The sequence below is a fragment of the Sagittula sp. S175 genome (assembly GCF_049800975.1).
Taxonomy (GTDB): domain Bacteria; phylum Pseudomonadota; class Alphaproteobacteria; order Rhodobacterales; family Rhodobacteraceae; genus Sagittula.
Genome location: NZ_JBNAGB010000022.1, coordinates 12,940 through 33,439, shown reverse-complemented (window position 1 = coordinate 33,439; position 20,500 = coordinate 12,940). Strand labels below are relative to the sequence as shown.

Genomic DNA, 20,500 nt, shown 5'->3' with positions numbered 1-20,500 from the left:
TCTCTGTCGTGTTTTCTTGTTCCGGTCAGCATGCGCGCGTCGGACCAATTGGTCAAATTTTTCGTTCGACGCGAAACGCGTCCTTGTCTCCGGTTTGTGCGACGGCTCTGTGACAGGTGGGAAAAATGGCCGGGCGGTCAGCGGCCCAGAGGGATTTCGCGCGTGTGCTTGATGCGCCGGAGGGCGAAGACGGTCGAGGTGCCCGCCACGCAGTCCAGTTCCAGCAGGCGGCGCATGAGAATGGCCTCGAAATCGGCGATGTCGCGCACGACCATGTGCAGCATGTAATCCCAGTCGCCCGAGACGGAGTAGACCTCGAGAATCGACGGCTCGTCGTCCACCGCGCGCTGAAAGGCGGCGCGGGCCGCGGCGTCCTGCGATTTCATCCGCACCTGGCAGTAGACATCCATGCCGCGTCCGACGCGGGCCGGATCGACAAGGCGCACGGGCGGACCGATGACGCCCCGGTCCTCCAGCGCGCGGATGCGGCGCCAGACGGTCGCCGGAGAGGTGTTGGTGGCCTCTGCCAGCTCGGCCACGCTGGCCGAGGCGTCGCGTTGCAGGATCGAGAGAAGTTTGGCTTCGGTTTCCGATATGTGATGTGGGTCTGTCATCTTGTGTTCAAATATGAAGGGATTGGATCAAAGTTTGCCTCGCGTTGCGACAGGTTGAAAGCCCTTTTCACGCGCGCCGGGCCAAGATGAGGGCGGAGGACATGTTTTCCCGAGGAGCCCCGCCATGACCGACCAGACGCCCATTCTGCGCGACTATGCCCTGAGCGACCGCTACACGAAGACCGAAGGTCGCGTCTTTCTGACGGGGACGCAGGCGATTGTCCGCATCGCGCTGGATCAGGCGCGGCGCGACCGGGCGCGGGGGCTGGACACGCGGGGCTATGTCTCGGGCTATCGCGGCTCGCCCGTGGGCGGGATCGACCTGGAGATCGGGCGCAACGCACAGCTGGTGGAGGCGGCGGGCGTGACCTTCCTGCCTGCGGTGAACGAGGAATTCGGCGCGACGCAGATGATCGGCACGCAGCAGGTGGAAAGCGACCGGCACAAGACCTGTCAGGCGGTGTTCGGCCTGTGGTACGGCAAGGGGCCGGGGGTGGACCGGGCGGGCGACGCGCTGAAGCATGGCAACGCCTACGGGTCCTCGCCGCACGGGGGCGTTCTGGTGGTGGCGGGGGATGACCACGGCTGCGTGTCGTCGTCCATGTCGCACCAGTCGGACGTGGCCTTCATGAACTTCTTCATGCCGGTGCTGAACCCGGCGAATGTGGCGGAATTCCTGCCCTTCGCCGAGTGGGGCTACGCGCTTTCGCGGTTCTCGGGGATGTGGGTCGGGTTCAAGGCGATCTCGGAGACGGTCGAATCGGGCATGTCCTTTGACCTCGCGCCGGACCGGGCATTCGTGATGCCGGACTTCGACGCCCCCGCGGACGGGCTGCACTATCGCTGGCCCGACCTGCCCGGACCGCAGATCGAGGCGCGGCTGGAGCACAAGAAGGCCGCCGTGATGGCCTTTGCCCGCGCCAACCCGATCGACCGGGCGGAATGGGGGCACGCGGCGCGGTTCGGCATCGTCACCACCGGCAAGGCGCATCTGGACGTGCTGGAGGCGCTGCGGCTGCTGGGCATCGACCGGGCCGGGGCCGAGGCGCTGGGCATCGACCTGTACAAGGTCGGGATGGTCTGGCCGCTGGAACACGAGGGCGCGCTGGACTTTGCCCGGGAGAAGGACGAGCTGCTGGTCGTCGAGGAAAAGCGCGGCATCATCGAGAGCCAGCTGAAGGAGTATTTCTACGACTTCCCCGGTCACAAACCACGCCGCATGGTCGGCAAGCGCGACGAGGCGGGCAAGCGGCTGATCCCCTGGACCTCGGAGCTGGGGCCGGTGATGTTGGCGCGGCACATCGCGGACCGGCTGGCGGTCAATGGCATCGCGGACCTGAGGGCGCAGGCCGCCCATGTCACAGATGCGCCTGCGCCGATCTCGATCCCCGGCGCGACGCGGACGCCGTATTTCTGTTCGGGCTGCCCGCACAACACCTCGACCAAGGTCCCCGAGGGGTCACAGGCCTTTGCGGGCATCGGCTGTCACTTCATGGCAAGCTGGATGGGGCGCAACACCACGTCGCTGATCCAGATGGGCGGCGAGGGCGTCAACTGGGTGGCGCGGTCGCGGTTCAACGGCAACCGCCATGTGTTCCAGAACCTTGGCGAGGGGACCTATTACCATTCGGGCTCGCTGGCGGTGCGGCAGGCGATTGCCGCCGGGACCAACATCACCTTCAAGATCCTGTTCAACGATGCGGTGGCCATGACCGGCGGGCAGACGGTGGACGGGCCGATCTCGGTCGAGGCGATTGCGCGGTCGGTGCTGGCCGAGGGGGCGAAACGGGTCGTGATGGTGTCGGATCAGCCGGAGGGCCTGCCGAAGGTGGCGGGCGTGCAGGCGTTTCATCGCAGCGAGATGGACCGCGTGCAGCGCGAGCTGCGCGAGGTGCCGGGGACCACGGTGCTGATCTACCAGCAGACCTGCGCCACCGAGAAACGCCGCCTGCGCAAGCGCGGGCGCATGGAGGACCCAAAGCGGTTTGCGGTCATCAACCCGCTGGTCTGCGAGGGCTGCGGCGATTGCTCGGTCGAATCGAACTGCCTCAGCGTCGAGCCGCTGGAGACGGAGTTTGGCCGCAAGCGGAAGATCAACCTCAACACCTGCAACAAGGATTTCACCTGCCTGAACGGGTTCTGCCCCAGCTTCGTGACCGTCGAAGGGGCGACCCTGAAGAAGGGTGCGCAGCGCGGAGAGGCGGCGTTCGAGCGGCTGTCCAGAACCTTGCCCGCGCCTGCGAAGCCGTCGCTGGAGGCGCCCTGGGACATCGTGGTCACGGGGGTCGGTGGCACGGGTGTCGTCACGGTCGGGCAGCTGATCGCCATGGCGGCGAACCTCGAGGGCAAGGGCGCGTCGGTGCTGGATTTCATGGGCTTCGCCCAGAAATTCGGCCCGGTCATCAGCTATATCCGCATGGCGCGGGACGCGGCGCAGGTGAACCAGGTGCGGGTCGAACCGGCCAGCGCCGATGCGTTGATCGGCTGCGATATCGTCGTGTCGTCGTCGCCCAAGGCCTCGCAGACCTTTCACGCGGGGACGCGCGGGGTGGTCAATACGGCGGTGATGCCGACGGGCGACCTGGTGCAGAACCGCGATGCCGACCTGAACGCTGGCGCGCGGCTGGAGGCCGTGGCGGCGCATATGGGCGCGCTGACCGCGCTGGATGCCAACGCGCTGAGCGAGGCTTTGCTGGGCGACACGGTCTTTGCCAACGTGATGATGCTGGGGGCGGCGTGGCAGGCGGGGCTGGTGCCGCTGTCGCTGGAGGCGCTGATGCGGGCCATCGACCTGAACGGCGTGAAGCCGGACCTGAATCGGCGCGCCTTTGGCTGGGGCCGGATCGCGGCGCAGGATGCGGTGGCGGTGGCCGAGGCGGCGGGTCTGGTCGCGGCCCCGGTGCAGACGCTCGACGAGCGGATCGCGCGGCGGGTGGCCTTTCTGACGGACTATCAGGATGCGGCCTGGGCCGGGCGGTACCGCGACGCCATCGCCCGCGTCCGCGAGGCCGAGACCCGCGTGACAGGCGCCCCCGGTGCGCTGACCGAGGCAGCGGTGAAAGGCCTGTTCAAGCTCATGTCCTACAAGGACGAATACGAGGTCGCGCGGCTGCACACGGCGACCGGGTTCGTCGAGGGGCTGAAGGACCGCTTCGAGGGCGCGTTCACCGTGACGCACCACCTTGCGCCGCCGATGCTGCCGGGCAGGGATGCGCGGGGACGGCCCATGAAGCGTGCCTTTGGCCCGTGGATACGGCCCGTGATGGCGGTGCTGGCCAGGGGCAAGCGGCTGCGCGGCACGGCGTTCGACCCCTTTGGCCGGACGGCGGAGCGCCGGATGGAGCGGCAGTTGATCGCCGCCTATGGCGCGATGCTGGACCGGCTGGTGGCCGGGCTGACGGCGCAGAACGTTGCCGGGGCGGCCGAGGCCGCAGGGCGTGTGATGGAGGTGCGCGGCTTTGGCCCGGTCAAGGAACAGGCCGCGCGCGAGGCTTTGGCCGGGATGCGGGCCGTGGGGTGAGACCTTGAACCTCGGGGGCATTTCGCGGGATAGGGCGGGGGCCTGCCCCGTCCCGCTGCCCCGTCCCGCTGTCCGGTCACTCTGTCCGGTCCCGCCAAAGGAAGCCTGCTGATGTCCACGACAGATCACCTTGTTACGGAGTGTTCGAAATGCGCGGCCCTGTGCTGCCTGACGCTGGCCTTTGACAAGGGGCGGGACTTTGCCTTTGACAAGAATCCCGGCGAGCCGTGCCGGAACCTGTCGGGCCATGGCTGCACGATCCACGAGCGGCTGACGCAGGAGGGCATGGCGGGCTGTGTGGCCTATGATTGCCTTGGCGCGGGGAACCGCGTGGTGCAGGAGGTGTTCGGCGGGCGGTCGTGGCGCGACGATCCCCGGCTGACGCGCCCGATGACCGAAGCCTTCGCGGCCATGCGCGAACTGCACAAGCGTATCGACCTGCTGCGCGCCGCCGGGGCCTGCGACCTGCCTGCCGGTGACGACCAGACACGGCGAGAGCTGCTGGCCCTGCTGGAGCAGCGTCACTGGAGCGGCGCGGAACTGAACGATTTCGAGGTCGGCATGGCGCTGGAAATCGACATGTTCCTCTATCGGCTCAAGCCCCTGCTGCCCGCGGAATTCGAAGATTGGGCCTAGGGGCATCGCGCCGGGCGTGGCGCGATGCGGTTGTTCGGGCGAACGGGCTCAGGCCGGGGCCGTGAGCAGGACCTTGAGCGCGCCTTCCTCGGCGGCATTGCCGAAGACCTCGTAGGCCTGAAGGATGTCGTCCAGGTCAAAGCGATGGGTGATGAGCCGCGACGGGTCGATCTGCCCGGCCTGAACCGAGCGCATCAATTACTGCATCGTGTCGGTGTTCACCAGACCCATGGAAATCGAGATGTTGCGGATCCACAGCTTTTCCAGCGCGAGGTCCACCTTTGTCCCATGCACGCCGATGTTGGCGATGCGGCCCCCCGGCGCGATGATGTCCTGACACAGCTCGAAGGTCTTCGGGATGCCCACGGCCTCCATCGCCACGTCGACACCGACGCCGTCGGTCATGGCCATGATGGCCTCGGCGGCATTGCCTTCGGAGACGTCGATGGTGTCGCTTGCGCCGAACTGGCGGGCCATGGCGAGGCGCTTGGGGTCCATGTCCACCATGATGATGCGCGCGGGCGCATAGAACTGCGCGGTGAGCAGCGCGGCCATGCCGACCGGGCCCGCGCCGACGATGGCGACCGTGTCACCCGGAGTGACCTTGCCAGACAGGACGCCGATCTCGAAGCCGGTGGGCAGGATGTCCGACAGCATGACGAGCGCCTCTTCGTCCATGCCTTCGGGGATGCGGTGCAGGCTGAAGTCGCCATGCGGGATACGCACGTATTCCGCCTGCGTGCCGTCGATCATGTGGCCCAGCTGCCAGCCGCCGCCATCGGTGCAATGCGCGTGCATACCCTTGCGGCAGTTCCGGCAGGAGCCGCAGGCGGTGATGCAGGCGATCAGCACGCGGTCGCCGGGCTTGAAGCCGCGAATGGCGGGGCCGACCGCCTCGACCACGCCGACACCCTCGTGGCCCAGCGTGATCCCCGGCGCGACGGTGGGCACGTCGCCCTTTAGGATATGCAGGTCGGTGCCGCAGATGGTGGTGGCGGTGAGCTTTACGATGACGTCCGTGGCGTCCCGTAGGGTGGGCATGGGCTTGTCCACCCACTCCTTTTGTCCGACGCCGTTGTAGATCAGTGCCTTCATGTCCCGTCCTCCCTGGGGTGTGGTCGTGGCAGGCTAGGGGCGGGTCAGGGGCGCGGTCTTGAATGTTCCGGGGATCGGTTTTGAAGGTTCCTGACCGCTGTCGGTTTCGTTCAAAGCAGGGGAACGGATCGTTCAATACAGGGGCCGCGCGGCGTCGTTAGCCTTGTCCCTCAGCACCGGTGTCGCGATGAGGAGATCGCGCCGGTTGCGATGACACAAGACGGGAGAGAGAGATGACGCGCAAGATTGATGCCCTCGTGATCGGTGCCGGCGTGGCGGGGCTGTACCAGCTTCACCAGCTGCGCGAGATGGGGATGGATGTGCATGGGGTGGAGGCCGCCTCGGACGTGGGCGGGACGTGGTACTGGAACCGCTATCCCGGGGCCAAGTTCGACAGCGAGAGCTATATCTACCAGTACCTGTTCGACGAGAGCCTCTACACCGACTGGACATGGTCCGAGCGATTCCCGGCCCAGCCGGAGATCGAGCGCTGGATGCATTACGTGGCGGACCGGCTGGACCTGCGGAAGGACATCACCTTTTCGTCCAAGGTGACAAAGGCGGTTTACCGCGCGGCCGAAGGGCGCTGGACGGTCGAGACGGACAGCGGCGACACATATGACACGCAGTTCGTGATCGGCTGCACGGGGATGCTGTCGGCACCGCTCAAGGATCGCTTCAAGGGGCAGGAGACCTTCAAGGGCCAGATCGTCCACACGGGGCTGTACCCCAAGGAGGGGCTGGATCTGGAAGGCAAGCGCGTCGGCGTGATCGGCATCGGCGCGACGGGCATCCAGGTGATCCAGACCATCGCGCCCATCGTCGGCTCGATGACCGTCTTCGTGCGCACGCCGCAATACGTGTTGCCGATGAAGAACCCGAAATACGGCCCCGCCGAGGCCGCCGCCTACAAGGCGCGTCTGGGCGAGTTCCAGAAGACGCTGCCCAACAGCTTTACCGGGTTCGAGTACGATTTCGAACACGTCTGGGCCGACTGCACCCCGGAACAGCGCCGCGCGATCCTCGAAGAGATCCACGCCGATGGGTCGCTTAAGCTGTGGCTGGCCTCCTTTGGCGAGATGTTCTTTGACGAGGCGGTGAGCGAGGAGATCAGCCAGTTCGTCCGCGAGAAGATGGAGGCGCGGCTGAAAGACCCGAGGCTGATCGACATCCTCGTGCCGAAGGCGGGGGATTACGGTTTCGGCACCCACCGCGTGCCGTTGGAGATGAACTACCTGGAGGTCTACCGTCAGGACAACGTCGAGGCGGTGCCGGTGAAGGACAACCCGATTGCCGAGATCGTGCCCGAGGGCGTGAAGCTGGAGGACGGCACCGTCTATCCGCTGGACGTCATCATCATGGCGGTGGGCTTTGACGCCGGGTCGGGCGCGCTGGCGCGGATCGACATTCACGGCCGCGACGGCATGACGTTGAAGGGCGAGTGGGACAAGGACATCCGCACCACGCTTGGGGTGCAGAAATACGGCTTCCCCAACCTCTTCATGACCGGTGCGCCGCTCGCGCCCTCGGCGGCGCTGTGCAACATGACCACCTGCCTGCAACAGCAGACCGAGTGGATCACCGATTGCATCAAGGCCATGCGCGCCAAGGGGGCCACGGTGATCGAGCCGACCGCCGAGGGCGAGGACGCCTGGGTGAAGCATCACGACGAGACGGCCAATGCCACGCTGATCGCCAAGACGAACAGCTGGTACACCGGGTCGAACGTGCCCGGCAAACCGCGCCGCGTGCTGTCCTACACCGGCGGCGTCGGCACCTACCGGGCCAAGGCGCAGGAGATCGCCGACAAGGGCTACGAAGGCTTCGCCATGAGCCGCGCGCCGGAGATGGCCGAACCGGCGGAGTGAGTTGCCGGGTCTGAGTGGACTACGATGCCCGCCGTCGGGAGACGGCTTACAACGCCCGCCGTCGGAACACGGCGGGCGTTTCCCCGTAGGTGGCGCGGAACATCCGCGTCAGATGCGCCTGATCGGAGAAACCGCAGTCCAGCGCGATGGTCTTGATCGGCTCGGTGGTGGTGGCCAGCAGGCGGCGCGCGCGGTCGAGCCGTTGCGCGGTGACGAAGGCATAGGGCGGCTTGCCAAAGCTGCGGCGGAACTGGCGGGCGAACAGGCAGGGCGTGAGGCCCACCACATCCGCCATGACCTTGAGGTCCATGCCCGTGCCGAGATGCGCGTTGATATACTCGACGATGCGCCGCTCCTGCGCCAGGCTCAGCGCGCCTTCGGGGCGGGCAAGGGGCGTGCGCACCTCGGCGTAGCGGCGCAGCAGGTGGACCACCAGCCCGCGCGCCACGCTGTCGACGTAAAGCGCGCCGCCAAGGCCCTGCGCCTGCGCCTCGCCCGCGATCATCTGCATGGCCTGCGTCATCACCGGATCGTCGGTGCGCAGCACATCCGCCAGCGAGACCTCGGAGACCGTGCAGTCCAGCACCTCGCTGGCGACCTCGGCCACCAGCGCGCCGGAGAGGTAGACGTGGGTGACGTCGATCGGCTCTTTCCAGTTCCATGACACCTGCTGCGCCCGCGTCAGGAGCGAGGCGGCGCCGGGGCCAAGGGTTTCCTGCGTCCAGCGCCCGTCGAAACGCCGCTGCATCGGCGTCGAACCGGAACGGTATCCCACCAGCATGAAATCCTTCATGCCCGGCACGATCACGTCCTGCCCTTCGTAGTGGTAGGCGCGGCAGGCGACATTCTTCCAGCCCAGCCCGTCGCTGGCCAGCAGCACCCGCCCCGGCACCCAGTCGGGCAGTTGTTCGTAGTTGATGAACCCGGTCATCGCGCACCCTCCTCCCAAAGACATGCGGTGTACCCAAACGGGAACGGGGGCGACATCGCCGCCCCCGCCCAAGCACGATCAGCCGTTGCGGATCGCGTTGTAGACCGCCGTCTCGAAGTCGAGATAGCCGACAAAGGAGGTCGGGTCGCCAAAGGGGAGGATCTGCGTCGCCCAATAGCCCCCCACGCCTGCCGCGCGGTCGATCCAGTAGAAGGAGTTCGCCAGCCCCGCCCAGCCGATGGCCCCCGCCGGGCGGCCCGTGGGGGCCTCTTCGGTGTTGACCATGAAGGTGTAGGACCAGTCCTTGCCCAAGCCGGGGAAGAATTCCGCATCGTTGGACAGCGACGGGATCACGCCCGGCAACATGGTCACTTCCTGCGGCGGCACCAGCGCGCCCTTCACCGCCCAGTCCACCGTCTCGGGCTTCAACACGCGACCGTTCGGGCCGTCGCCGTCGTTCAGCCACATGCGGATGAACTTCATGTACTCGGGCACGGTGCCGTAAAGACCATGCCCGCCCATGTCGACCTCGGGGTTGTCGGGCAGGGCAAAACCGTCCATCGGCGTCAGGGACATATCCCCGCCGCGCGCGTGGATCGTGGCCGTGCGCGCCTTCATCGCGTCGGTGCGGGTAAAGGCGATCTCGTCCATGCCCAGCTGGTCGAACACGCGCTCGCGCATGACCTCGCCCAGCCGCTTGCCCCGGATGCCCTCGACCACCTGGCCGACCCAGTCGATGTTGCTGCCGTACTCCCACTTGGTGCCCGGATCGAACAGCAGCGGCGTCTCGATGGCGGCGCGGCTGCCGGAGACGACGGAGGGCTGTCCGTGCTCCTCGGCCATGCGCTTGTACATCTCGTTGAAGAAGTCATAGCCAAAGCCGCCGGTGTGCAGCATCAGCTGCCGCGTGGTGACGTCGGATTTCGGCGCGCGCAGGCGCGGGCTGCCGTCGGCGTCGAACCCTTCGAGCACCTGCAGGGTGCCGATGGCCGGGGCGTAGTCCTTTGCGGGCGCGTCCAGATCCAGCAGCCCCTCCTCGACGCATTGCAGGGCGGTGGTCCCGGCAATGGCCTTGGTGGTCGAGAAGATGGCAAAGACCGTGTCCTCGGTCATGGGATCGCCGCCCAGCCGCCGCTCGCCCGCAGCGCCCGAATAGATGTCGCTGTCGCGATCCGTGACCATCGCCACGACACCCGGCACGCGGTCCGGGCCTTCGGTGACGCCGCGCAGCACGCTGTCGAGCGCCGCGGCGAGGTCTTCTGTGTGAATGTCCTTCATGGTATCCTCCCTTGAACAGTGCATCTCAGGATGCACCCGCGACCGGAGGCTGACTGTCACCGACCGGCACCGCCTGTCCGGTTTCGGAAGCTGAATGGGCGGCGCAGGTTAGGGGCGCAGGTTACGGGCGCAGATTACGGACACAGGTTATGGGCGCGGCTTGCGGGCACGGGTCTGCGACGGGGTTTCGCCAAAGCGGTCCCGGTAGCGCCCCGCCAGCGCGCCGAAGTTGCTGAACCCCCAGTCGCTGGCAATCGCCGTGACCGTCAGCTCGTCCGGCAGGGATTCGAGATCGGCGCGGAACCCCTCCAGCCGCCGTGCCGCGAGGAAACTGCGTGGCGAGGTGCCACGGAATTTCTGGAACCCGCCCGACAGGGTGCGGGCGGTGACGCCGACGCGCCGCGCCACCTCGCCGATCGAGGGGGCGTCGCGGGCCTCGGCTTCCATGATCTCTTCGGCCTTGCGCACGTAACGCGGGGCGGCACAGCGCGCGCCGGTGTCCAGCGACAGCCCGGCGGCGGCGCTCCATTGGCGCAGCAGCTCGACGCAGAGGATTTCCTCGATATGCCGCGCCATGGCCGCGTCGGCAGACCCGTTGCGCGCCTGTCCCAGCGTGCGCGCGGCATAGTCCAGCAGCGACAGCCAGGGCGACCCCGGCCCGCCGAACTTGACCCGACTGGTCCACAGCGTGTCATCGGGGACAAAGCCGAACCAGCGCTCGGCGGTGTCGGCCATGACGTCATGCGGCACGGTCAGGTTCAGCTGCATGTGGTCAGGGTCGCCTTCGAGCCAGTAGTCCGTCCGCGAGCAATCCACCACGAAACTCTCGCCCGCCCCGGTCGAGACCGATCCGCCATCGGTCTGATGATCCAGCGCCCCGCGCAGCGTGTTCAGCACGATGATATTGCCGGCAGCCGGGTCAAAACCATCGAGATGGATGCCCGTCCCATAGGAAAAACGCGACATCACAACGCGCCCGGCACGGGCCGAGATCAGAGTGGCATCGGGCCGCGTGAACCGTTCCAGGGGCCGCACGCGGTAGGGCATGTAGACGGACCTGCAAAAAGCCTCCACCTCGTCCCAGTCCCGCGAATGCGTGCCCGGACCGTGAGGGATCACCGCGCCCGTGGCATCGCGAATCAAGGCATGCTCAAGCAAAATCCCGCTCCTCCTCGCGATTTCGTTGAGGCATCACGATAGCACACTTCTAAGGTGTGGTAACCGTGCCTAAGGTATGAGGTGCCAAGGCCGCGTCTGCGACTAGCCGAGACGGTCCAGCAGGGCCTTGGCGGCGGCTTGCTCGGCCTGCCGCTTGTTGCCCGCCGTGGCCCGCGCGGTCTCACCGGAATCCAGACGCGCCTCGATGGTAAAGACCGGAGCATGGTCGGGACCGGACCGCTCGACCTCGGCATAGGTGGGCGGCGGCATCTTGCGCGCCTGCGCCCACTCCTGAAGCGCGGTCTTTGCGTCCTTGGCGTCGTCCTCGACCCCGGCGATGCGGTCGGCCCAGAGCCGCAGGATCAGGTCGCGCGCCACCTCGAACCCGGCATCCAGGTAGACGGCGGCGATCAGCGCCTCCATGGCGTCGCCCAGCAGGGCCTGCTTGCGGCGTCCGCCGGACATCTGCTCGGAGCGGCCCAGCTTCAGCGCCTCTCCCACGCCCAGATCGCGGGCAATGTCGGCGCAGGTCTCCTTGCGCACCAGCGCGTTGTAGCGCGGCGCAAGCTGCCCCTCCGAGGCACCGCGATCATGCGCCAGAAGCGCTTCGGCCATGACCAGACCCAGCACGCGGTCCCCCAGGAACTCCAGCCGTTGATTGTCCTCGCGCCCGCTGCCGGACATCGAGGAATGCGTCAGCGCGCGGCGCAGGCGGGCCTTGTCCTGAAAGGTGTGACCCAGACGGTTTTCGAGCGCCTTGACCTCGGCGGAGAGTTTCATGCGGAGCCTCCATGGCAAAATGGGGCCTCCGTCCGGGAGCGTCCCGCCGGGATAGCCGATCCGGGGAACGATCCGGGGCGCGTGCCCGATGTTCATGACGCGGGTGTTTGCCAAGGAAATACCCGCCATGTCCAGCAGGTTTCTTGTCGCGGGCCTTGCCGGTGTACGACCGGGACACCGGCGTGCCGCCGCTGTGGCGCCCGGCCTTGCTTCTTTGGTTTCACAAATACCCTTGGGGGGTCCGGGGGGCAAAGCCCCCCATCATCGTGCACAGCACGATGAACTTTAACGTCTGGGGGCCTCTGGCCCCCCAAAGCGGTCGCCTGAGCGCTAGCTCAGGCGAAACCACACAGGGAACCGGATTACTCGATCGCCTTGAAGAAGCGGTCCTTGCGCCAGGTCCAGAAGAACAGCATCGAGCGGCCCGCCGAGGAGAACATGATGCGGTCGGCGCGACCGATCAGGTTTTCGTAAGGCACCATGCCGACGCCGCCGACCATCGAGCCGATGCGCGAATCCGACGAGTTGTCGCGGTTGTCACCCATGAAGAAATAATGGCCCTCGGGCACTTCGTAGACGCCTGTGTGATCCGACGGCTGGTCGCCGATGTTGAGGATGGAATGGGTCACGCCGCCGGGCAGGGTCTCTTGCAGGCGGGTCTTGGTGCAGATGCCGCCTTCGCCGACGGGGCCGTTTTCACAGCGCGGGCGCAGGCCTTGCGGGCCCTGCGGTTCCTGCAGTTCCTCGAAAGTGCCGTCGGGCTGCACGGTGACCGGCTCGCCGTTGAGATACAGGATGCCGTCACGCACCTGCACCTTGTCCCCGGGCAGGCCGATCAGGCGCTTGATGAAGTCGCGGCCCGAGGTCGGGTGGCGGAAGACCACGACGTCGCCGCGCTGCGGCTCGCCGCCCATCAGGCGGGTGTTGTCGCCGTCCGCCCAGCCACACAGGTCATGCGCGTCGATGTCCACGCCAAAGCGCGGGATGATGACCGAGGGGCAGGAGGCGTAGGAATAGCCGTAGGCCATCTTGTTCACAAAGAGGAAGTCGCCGATCAGCAGCGTGTCCTTCATCGACCCCGAGGGAATCCAGAACGGCTGGAACAGGAAGGTGCGGAAGACGCCTGCGATCAGAAGCGCGTAGACGATGGTCTTGATCGTCTCGACGATACCGCCCTTGTTCTCTTCGGTTGCCATTGAGATGCCCCTTGGTTTTTCCCAGCGCTTGATGCGCGGCGGGGCGGGGCGTGTCAAGGAGATGGGTCCGGGGCGGGCGTGTCCTGTCGGTGCCGATGAGGGTGGCGGACAGCGTCGGGCGCGGCGGGGTGTCGCCTTTTGGCGGTGACAACTTTGGCGGTAGTCTTGTGCGAGTGAATACGTGAAAGGTGTCGAGATGCCGGATGGTGCAGGACTGGAGCGGCAGACGCCGCGCCTCGTGGCGGCGCGGGAGGCGCTGGCCTACCACGATGTGCAGCGCGTCCGGCTGGCGCGCGACATGACCGCGCTGGAGGCATGGAACGCCGTGATGCTTGAACCCATGCCCTTGATCGGGTTGGCCTTTCGCATCAGGGACGCGGTGTCGGCGCGGTTCGGGGTAAAGCGGATCGGCGGCTTCACGGGCCGACAGAAGACGCAGGTGGCCGAGGGCGACATGCTGGATTTCTTTCGTGTCGAGGGTGTGACGGACCGCGAACTGGTGCTGACCGAGCGCGACCGGCATCTGGACGTCATGACGACCATCACCACCGATCCGCTGGCCGGAGGCGGCTGCGAGATGACCATCACCTCGTCGGTGGTGACGCACAACCTGTTCGGGCGGCTCTACATGATCCCGGTGGGGCTGGCACATCCCGTGATCGTGAAGCGGATGATGCGTGTCTTGTCCCGGAAGGGAGTCGGGGCATAGCCCCGACCTACGCCCCCTAGGTCGGGGGGATCAGGTCGGGGGGATCAGGTCGGCAAGCCAGTGGACAGCTGTCCGGGCCGCCGCCAGGGCCTCGGCTTCGGTGTCAAACCGCTGCGTGCCGTGAAAGCCGATGCTGTACCAGCCGCGCCCGTCTTCGGGATCGCGGCGGAATTCGTCAAAGCCGAAGCTGCCGTCGGGACGGCGGAAGATGTCGACGCAGATCGCCTCGCCGGGGAGGTTGATCGAGCGGAGGACGGTATTCTCATGCGCCATCGGGCGGGCCTTCGGCGCTGGGCGGGATAGGCCGGGCCTCGATCACCACGAAGGCCTGCGCCCAAGGGTGATCGTCGGTGAGGGTGACGTGGATGATGGCCTCGTGGCCCGGCGGGGTCATCTCGGCCAGCCGTTCGGCGGCCCAGCCGGTCACCTGCATGACGGGCTGTCCGGTGTGCAGGTTGCTGACCGCCATGTCCTTCCACGCGATGCCCATGCGCAGCCCGGTGCCAAGCGCCTTGGAGCACGCCTCCTTGGCCGCCCAGCGTTTCGCATAGGTGCCCGCCACATCGGCGCGGCGTTCGGCCTTGCGCTGCTCCACCTCGGTGAAGACGCGGTTGCGGAAGCGGTCGCCAAAGCGGTCCAGCGTGTTTTGGATGCGCTCGATGTTTGCCAGGTCTGTGCCGATGCCGAGGATCATGGGTCTGGGGTAGCGCCGGGCGTGGCGGCCTGCAAGCCCGCTGGCATCAGTCGAAGACGTAGGTTTCTATCTGGCCGGTGGACTGATTGAGGATGATCCGCATGGGAAAGACCGGATCGTCCTCGGTGCCGTTGACGTAGATCCCGGCGGGAATGTCGAAGATCAGCCCATCCTCGGGGTTGTAGTCGGCGAACAGCTCGTTGAAGTCGAGCCGCGAGAAGCCGCTGTTCCAGTTGCCGATCATGCGGCATTGGCGCAGGCCGAGTTCATCGTAGGGCGGCGACTGGATCATCAGCCAGGCCCAGCCACCGACCGGTTCGACCGTGTCGATCAGGGTCAGCCGCACGTTGCCATTGGCGAAGGTGCGCGTGTTCTCCTCCCAGGGTTCCGCGATATTGGCGGCGTTGGCCTGCCAGCCGGTGCAATCGGTGACGGTGGGCGCGATGCCGTCCTGCGCGAAGGCCGGGGCGGCGGCGAGAAGCGCGAGAAGCGCGGCGGGTCGGAACATGGCGGGAAACCTTTGTGGGGCGGTCGTCAATCGTCGGCCGCGGCGTAGACATCAATGATGCGATGCTCGCACAGGCCCCCGAAGGCGTCAAATCCCTCCGGGTCGGCGGACTGGAAATCCGGGATGTCGAGATCGGGGAAGGCGAAGTATTTCGAGACGACGACGCCGGGTTTCTGCGCGGCAAAGAGCACGCGGCGGATGCCTGCAAAGCGCATGGCGGAGAGGCACATCTCGCAGGGTTGGAGGGTTGTCAGCAAGGTGCAGCCCGTCAGGTCGGCATCGCCCAGGGCGCGGGTGGCGCGCGAGATGGCGACGATCTCGGCGTGGCGGGTGGGATCGTGGTCGAGGTGCACCTCGTTCAGGCCGCGTGCGATCACCGTGTCCCCGCGCATGATCGCCGCGGCGATGGCGGCGCGGCCGGGAGTGTCCTTCTCGGCCAGGGCGCGGTCGATGAGGTCATGCATGACGGCGGTTTCGAACGGGGTGGGCGACATGGGCGGTCCTCCGGTTGCACCCTGCCCAACGCGGCGCGGGCCCGGAGGTTGCAAGGGAGGGGGCGCTGCCCCCTCGGCCCTGACGGGCCTCACCCCCGAGGGTATTTGGATCAAGATGAAGCACAGCCGGAGGCACCGGATGCCGCTTCCTGCTTCTTCTTGGCGCAAATACCTCCGGGGGGTCCGGGGGGCTGGTCCCCCGGGTGGCACCGGTCAGGCGCGCGCTTCGTCCATCAGGCGGCGCATTTCCTGGATGGCAGGGGTGAGGCCGCGAAAGATCGCCTCGCCGATCAGGAAGTGACCGATGTTGAGTTCCATGACTTCCGGGAAGGCCGCGACGGGTTTGACCGTGTCGTAGGTCAGGCCGTGGCCTGCGTGGACCTCGAGCCCGAGGGAAAGGGCGTAGGCGGACATCTCGCGCATCTTCTCCAGCTCGGCGGCATGGGCGGTCATGTCGCCTTCGGCGTAGGTGTCACAGTAGCCGCCGGTGTGCAGTTCGATCACCTGCGCGCCGATGCGGTGGGCGGCGTCGATCTGGCGTTTGTCGGCGGCGATGAAGATGGACACGCGGCAGCCGGCGTCGCGCAGGGGGGCGATGAAATGGGCGAGGCGATTTTCGTCATTGGCCACTTCCAGCCCGCCTTCGGTGGTGCGCTCCTCGCGCTTTTCCGGGACGATGCAGACGGCGTGCGGCTTGTGGCGCAGGGCGATCTTTTGCATTTCGTCGGTGGCGGCCATCTCGAAGTTGAGCGGGACTGTCAGCGCCGCCATCAGGCCGTCGATGTCGGCGTCGGTGATGTGGCGGCGGTCTTCGCGCAGGTGGGCGGTGATGCCGTCGGCGCCCGCGTCCTCGGCCAGTTTCGCGGCGCGGATCGGGTCGGGATAGGCGCCGCCGCGGGCGTTGCGGACGGTGGCGACGTGGTCGATGTTGACGCCAAGGCGGAGGCGTCCTGCGTAGGTGGTCATGTCTGGTCTCCCGAAAGGCGGGCCGTGGATTTGATCAAACCCTAGGCGGCGCGGGCGGGAAAGAAAACGGCTGATGCGTATCGATACACTGGCCCGGGGCGGGGCAGGGTGTCGCGGCGGCCGGTCAGGGGGCGTTGCCCTCGGGCTTTTGCCCCTTCTGCGCCTTGGCCTCGGCCTTGGCGGCCTTTTGCGCCTTGAGCTCGGCCAGCTTGGCCTTGATCGCGCCCTTGCGGCGGTTCTGGAAGGCGGTGATGACCGGCAGCGAGATGTAGTAGCAGATCGTGGCGGTGATGATGCCCGGGATGATCCCGCCGATCATGTAGGGGTAGAACACCTCGTCGTAGAAGATCCGCAGGTTGGTCCAGTCCACCTGGTGACCCGTGACGACCGACCACAGGTTGTGCCAGAGGTCGTCCCCCGCCTTGAAGAATTTCGACACGAGGCTGCCGTGGTGTTCCTCGTGCGGGCCGCGGTGGTTGAGACCCAGCAGCCAGTAGCCGGTCTTCATCGCGGCGACGCCGATGGGCACGTAGGTCAGCGGGTTGCCAAAGAAGGTCGCGAGGATCGAGGCGAGGATATTGCCGCGCATCACCCAGGCGATGGCGGCGGCGGTGACGAAGTGCAGGCCGTAGAAGGGCGTGAAGGTGGTAAACACCCCGGCAAAGATGCCGCGTGCGATGCGGTGGGGCGGATCGGGCAGGCGGTTCAGGCGCAGGCGGATATAGCGCACGGCGCGGCCCCAGCCCCCCTTGGGCCAGAGCGCTTCGAGCACGATCCGCCAGATCGGTCGCCTGTCGCGTCGTTTGAACACTGCGCTTGCCTCTTATTCTGCCGCCTCCGGTGCGGCTTCCAGTCCCGGATCGCGGCGCCGCTCGACCGAGGCGACCATGCTTTCCGCCTCCAGCGTGGAGATGACGGAATGCAGGTGTTCGGCGTCGCGCAGATCAATATCCAACATGATGCGGTAAAAATCTGGTTTGCGGTCCACGAATGTCAGGTCCGAGATATTGGCCTTGCGCTCTCCGATCAATGTGCAAATCCGGCCAAGGGCCCCGGCGTCGTTGCCCAGCACCATTTCAAGCGACACGGTGTAAACCGCAGGGTGAGTGCCATCCGCCCAGTGCAGGTCCAGCCAGCGGGCGGGCATCTCCTCGTAGGCGGCCAGCGCCGAACAGTCGATGGCATGCACCGACACGCCCTTGCCGCGATGGGTGATGCCGACGATGCGTTCGCCCGGCAGGGGCTGGCAGCAGGAGGCCCGCTGGAACCCCTGACCGCCAAGGCCGACCACGGCGCGCTGCGCCTCGATCTCGTTCTCATGGGCGATCACGAGGTTGGGATAGACGGCCTCGACCACTTCGCGGGTGGTCAGTTCGGCGCTGCCCAGACGGGCGAGCAGGGTTTCGGCGTCCTCCAGCCGCAGGGTCTGGGCGGCCTTTTCCAGCACCTTGTCGGTGGCCTTCTTGCCGTGCGCCTCGAAGGCGGCGCGGGCCAGTTCCAGCCCCAGCTTGGCAAAGCGTTCCTTGTTGGCCTCGCGCAGGGCGCGGCGGATCGCGGTCTTGGCCTTGCCCGTCGTCGCGATGTCCAGCCATGTGGCCTGCGGCACCTGCCCCTCGGCGGTGATGATCTCGACACTTTGACCGTTTTTCAGGCGGGTCCAGAGCGGCACGCGGATGCCGTCGACCTTTGCGCCGACGCATTTCGAGCCGATTCGCGTGTGGATCTGGTAGGCGTAATCCAAGGGCGTCGCGCCCTTGGGCAGCTTGACCACGTCGCCCTTGGGCGTGAAGCAGAAGACCTTGTCGGAGTACATCTCCAGCTTGACCGCCTCCATGAAGGCGTCGTGGTCTTCTTCCTGGTCGAACTGTTCGGTCATCTGCGCGATCCACTTGGCCGGATCGACGGCAAAGCGGTTCGCGGCGGGGGCGCCGTCGCGGTAGGACCAATGCGCGGCGACGCCGGTTTCGGCGACCTCGTGCATCTCGCGCGTGCGGATCTGCACCTCGACGCGCTTGCCGTCGCGGCCCGAGACAGTGGTGTGGATCGAGCGGTAGCCGTTGGATTTCGGCTGGCTGATGTAGTCCTTGAACCGGCCCGGAATGGATTTCCAGCGCTGGTGGATCACGCCCAGCACGGCATAGGCGTCCGCCTCGTTGCGGGTGATGACGCGAAAGCCGTAGATGTCCGACAGGCGGGAGAAGCCGATCTTCTTCTCCTGCATCTTGCGCCAGATCGAATAGGGCTTTTTCGCGCGGCCATAGACCTGCGCGTCGATATTGGCCTTTTCCAGCTCGTTGCGCATGTCCGAGGTGATCCGGTGGATCACATCCCCGGTTTCCTTCTGCAGCGTGATGAAGCGGCGGATGATCGATTCGCGCCCCTGCGGGTTCAGCACCCGAAAGGCGAGGTCCTCAAGCTCCTCACGCATGGACTGCATGCCCATGCGACCGGCGAGCGGCGCGAAGATCTCCATCGTCTCGCGCGCCTTCTGGGTCTGCTTCTCGGGCTTCATCGCCTTGATCGTGCGCATGTTGTGCAGACGGTCGGCGAGTTTGACGAGGATGACCCGCAGGTCCTTGGACATGGCCATGAACAGCTTGCGGAAGTTCTCGGCCTGCTTGGTCTCGGAGCTGGAAAGCTGGAGGTTGGTCAGCTTGGTGACACCATCGACCAGCTCTGCGACCTCGGTGCCGAAGCGCTCGGCCACCTCGGAGTAGGTGGAGCGCGTGTCCTCGATCGTGTCGTGCAGCAGGGCGGTGATGATGGTGGCATCGTCCAGCTGCTGTTCCGTGAGGATCGCAGCGACGGCCACGGGATGCGTGAAATAGGGCTCGCCCGATTTGCGGAACTGCCCGTCATGCATCTGGCGGCCATACTCGTAGGCCGCCATGATCAGTTTTTCGTTGGTCTTCGGATTGTAGTTGCGAACAAGGGCAACGAGGTCTTCAGCCGCGATCATTCCGCCTTGGACCTCTCAACCCTGTTCCGGTCAACCCTGACCCTGAGCTTCCATCAGCGCGCGCAGCAGTTTCTCCTCGGACATGTCGTCCTCCTGCGGCTTGTCGGCCTCGGCACCCATGAGCAGCGCCATGGCGTCGTCCTCGGGTTCGTCGACCTCGATCTGGGTCTGGTTCGACTCGATCAGACGCTCGCGCAGCTCGTCGGTCGACTGGGTCTCCTCCGCGATTTCGCGCAGGGCGACGACGGGGTTCTTGTCGTTGTCGCGGTCCACGGTGATCGCGGCCCCGGAGGCGATTTCGCGCGCACGATGTGCGGCGAGCATCACCAGCTCGAACCGGTTCGGAACCTTGTCAACGCAGTCTTCTACCGTCACGCGGGCCATATGGACGCTCCAATCCTGATTTGGATTCCCAAAGAAGGGTTCTCCTACCCCTCCCATGCCGGATTTGCAAGCGCGGTCAAGTCACAAATCGTGGCGTCGGCGCGTCAGGTCACAGGGGCACGGGTTCGAGCCGAAGCGGCAGGGGCAGGCTGTCGCGCATTTGTGCGACAGTTTGCCGCAGTATCGGATGGGTCCATCCGGCGGCCACATCGGCCAGCGGAACCAGCACGAAGGCCCTTTCCTGAAGCCGGGGATGCGGCAGGATCAGCTGATCGGGCGCGCGGCTGATCTGGTCCTCGGGTGGAAGATCACGCCAGTCGGCCCAGGTCCGGGCGTCCGGCAGAACGGCGTCGTCCATGGCAACAAGATCCAGATCAAGCGTCCGGCTTCCCCACCGCTGCACCCGTTCGCGCCCGAAATCGCGCTCGATTTCATGCAACTTTTGCAAGAATTTACGCGGATCACTCGCGTTTTCGTGATCGCGCACCACGGCGCAGGCGTTGACGTAGTCCGGTCCGGTCCCGACCGGGAAACAGGGCGTCGCGTAAAACCGGCTGACGCGGCGCAGGGCAATGCCGCGATCCGTCATCGCCTGCAAAGCTGCGGCGAGGGTGTCCGACGGGCCGCCACGCTCCGACCCGAGGTTCGATCCAAGTGCAATCAGGAATTCTTGTGCCATTGCCCCGTCCAAGCTATCCTAAAGGTTACGC

Annotated in this window: 21 protein-coding genes; 4 read left to right on the top strand and 17 right to left on the bottom strand. The window is 66.4% G+C overall.

What is annotated here, in order from left to right; genetic code table 11:
* Positions 1-137: 137 nt before the first annotated feature.
* Positions 138-614, bottom strand: coding sequence for an Lrp/AsnC family transcriptional regulator (locus ACP16H_RS20935; RefSeq protein WP_425074182.1), 477 nt, complete (start codon positions 612-614; stop codon positions 138-140).
* A 124-nt stretch (positions 615-738) separates the two neighbouring features.
* Between ACP16H_RS20935 and ACP16H_RS20930 the strand changes: the two genes are divergently transcribed.
* A complete protein-coding gene (locus ACP16H_RS20930) occupies positions 739-4,134 on the top strand; it encodes an indolepyruvate ferredoxin oxidoreductase family protein (protein WP_425074181.1) in 3,396 nt (1,131 codons plus the stop codon).
* A gap of 111 nt (positions 4,135-4,245) precedes the next feature.
* Positions 4,246-4,770 carry a hypothetical protein gene (locus ACP16H_RS20925; RefSeq protein ID WP_425074180.1) on the top strand — a complete coding sequence of 175 codons (525 nt, stop codon included), beginning with the start codon at positions 4,246-4,248 and terminating at the stop codon, positions 4,768-4,770.
* Between the two features lie 48 nt (positions 4,771-4,818).
* On the opposite strand, the gene ACP16H_RS20920 is transcribed toward ACP16H_RS20925, so the two are convergent.
* Together ACP16H_RS20920 and ACP16H_RS20915 are read right to left on the bottom strand one after the other, a co-directional pair.
* Positions 4,819-4,965, bottom strand: a complete 147-nt coding sequence (locus tag ACP16H_RS20920) for a hypothetical protein (RefSeq protein WP_425074179.1) — start codon at positions 4,963-4,965, stop codon at positions 4,819-4,821.
* A gap of 3 nt (positions 4,966-4,968) precedes the next feature.
* Complete coding sequence (locus ACP16H_RS20915; protein ID WP_425074178.1) at positions 4,969-5,865, bottom strand: zinc-dependent alcohol dehydrogenase family protein; 897 nt, start codon at positions 5,863-5,865, stop codon at positions 4,969-4,971.
* Positions 5,866-6,098: 233 nt separating this feature from the next.
* Between ACP16H_RS20915 and ACP16H_RS20910 the strand changes: the two genes are divergently transcribed.
* Positions 6,099-7,733, top strand: coding sequence for a flavin-containing monooxygenase (locus ACP16H_RS20910; RefSeq protein ID WP_425074177.1), 1,635 nt, complete (start codon positions 6,099-6,101; stop codon positions 7,731-7,733).
* A 46-nt stretch (positions 7,734-7,779) separates the two neighbouring features.
* Here the strand turns inward: ACP16H_RS20910 and ACP16H_RS20905 are convergent, their stop codons facing one another.
* From ACP16H_RS20905 to lepB, 5 genes are all read right to left on the bottom strand, one after another.
* Complete coding sequence (locus ACP16H_RS20905) at positions 7,780-8,664, bottom strand: helix-turn-helix domain-containing protein (RefSeq protein ID WP_425074176.1); 885 nt, start codon at positions 8,662-8,664, stop codon at positions 7,780-7,782.
* A 78-nt stretch (positions 8,665-8,742) separates the two neighbouring features.
* A complete protein-coding gene (locus ACP16H_RS20900) occupies positions 8,743-9,942 on the bottom strand; it encodes a serine hydrolase domain-containing protein (protein WP_425074175.1) in 1,200 nt (399 codons plus the stop codon).
* Between the two features lie 147 nt (positions 9,943-10,089).
* Positions 10,090-11,100, bottom strand: a complete 1,011-nt coding sequence (locus ACP16H_RS20895) for an AraC family transcriptional regulator (RefSeq protein ID WP_425074174.1) — start codon at positions 11,098-11,100, stop codon at positions 10,090-10,092.
* A 102-nt stretch (positions 11,101-11,202) separates the two neighbouring features.
* Positions 11,203-11,880, bottom strand: coding sequence for a ribonuclease III (gene rnc / locus ACP16H_RS20890; protein ID WP_425074173.1), 678 nt, complete (start codon positions 11,878-11,880; stop codon positions 11,203-11,205).
* 362 nt (positions 11,881-12,242) lie between these two features.
* Positions 12,243-13,076: a signal peptidase I gene (gene lepB, locus ACP16H_RS20885; RefSeq protein WP_425074172.1), complete on the bottom strand. Its 834-nt coding sequence runs from the start codon at positions 13,074-13,076 to the stop codon at positions 12,243-12,245.
* 196 nt (positions 13,077-13,272) lie between these two features.
* Here lepB and ACP16H_RS20880 point away from each other — a divergent pair, with 196 nt between their 5' ends.
* Positions 13,273-13,785, top strand: a complete 513-nt coding sequence (locus ACP16H_RS20880; protein WP_425074171.1) for a DUF2867 domain-containing protein — start codon at positions 13,273-13,275, stop codon at positions 13,783-13,785.
* A 30-nt stretch (positions 13,786-13,815) separates the two neighbouring features.
* On the opposite strand, the gene ACP16H_RS20875 is transcribed toward ACP16H_RS20880, so the two are convergent.
* The 9 genes from ACP16H_RS20875 to folK form a co-directional block, all read right to left on the bottom strand.
* Positions 13,816-14,058: a hypothetical protein gene (locus tag ACP16H_RS20875; RefSeq protein ID WP_425074170.1), complete on the bottom strand. Its 243-nt coding sequence runs from the start codon at positions 14,056-14,058 to the stop codon at positions 13,816-13,818.
* Complete coding sequence (acpS, locus tag ACP16H_RS20870; protein ID WP_425074169.1) at positions 14,048-14,479, bottom strand: holo-ACP synthase; 432 nt, start codon at positions 14,477-14,479, stop codon at positions 14,048-14,050. Before acpS ends, ACP16H_RS20875 begins: the two co-directional genes overlap by 11 nt.
* A 46-nt stretch (positions 14,480-14,525) precedes the next feature.
* Positions 14,526-14,987: a hypothetical protein gene (locus ACP16H_RS20865; RefSeq protein ID WP_425074168.1), complete on the bottom strand. Its 462-nt coding sequence runs from the start codon at positions 14,985-14,987 to the stop codon at positions 14,526-14,528.
* Between the two features lie 26 nt (positions 14,988-15,013).
* On the bottom strand, positions 15,014-15,481 hold the full coding sequence (locus ACP16H_RS20860) for a deaminase (protein ID WP_425074167.1): 468 nt from the start codon (positions 15,479-15,481) through the stop codon (positions 15,014-15,016).
* A gap of 213 nt (positions 15,482-15,694) precedes the next feature.
* Positions 15,695-16,447, bottom strand: a complete 753-nt coding sequence (locus ACP16H_RS20855; RefSeq protein WP_425074166.1) for a pyridoxine 5'-phosphate synthase — start codon at positions 16,445-16,447, stop codon at positions 15,695-15,697.
* 124 nt (positions 16,448-16,571) lie between these two features.
* Positions 16,572-17,258: a DUF2062 domain-containing protein gene (locus ACP16H_RS20850; RefSeq protein ID WP_425074165.1), complete on the bottom strand. Its 687-nt coding sequence runs from the start codon at positions 17,256-17,258 to the stop codon at positions 16,572-16,574.
* Positions 17,259-17,270: 12 nt separating this feature from the next.
* Positions 17,271-19,406 carry a RelA/SpoT family protein gene (locus ACP16H_RS20845; RefSeq protein ID WP_425074164.1) on the bottom strand — a complete coding sequence of 712 codons (2,136 nt, stop codon included), beginning with the start codon at positions 19,404-19,406 and terminating at the stop codon, positions 17,271-17,273.
* Between the two features lie 30 nt (positions 19,407-19,436).
* A complete protein-coding gene (rpoZ, locus tag ACP16H_RS20840) occupies positions 19,437-19,790 on the bottom strand; it encodes a DNA-directed RNA polymerase subunit omega (protein ID WP_425074163.1) in 354 nt (117 codons plus the stop codon).
* 109 nt (positions 19,791-19,899) lie between these two features.
* Positions 19,900-20,469, bottom strand: coding sequence for a 2-amino-4-hydroxy-6-hydroxymethyldihydropteridine diphosphokinase (folK, locus tag ACP16H_RS20835; RefSeq protein WP_425074162.1), 570 nt, complete (start codon positions 20,467-20,469; stop codon positions 19,900-19,902).
* Between the last annotated feature and the right edge of the window lie 31 nt (positions 20,470-20,500).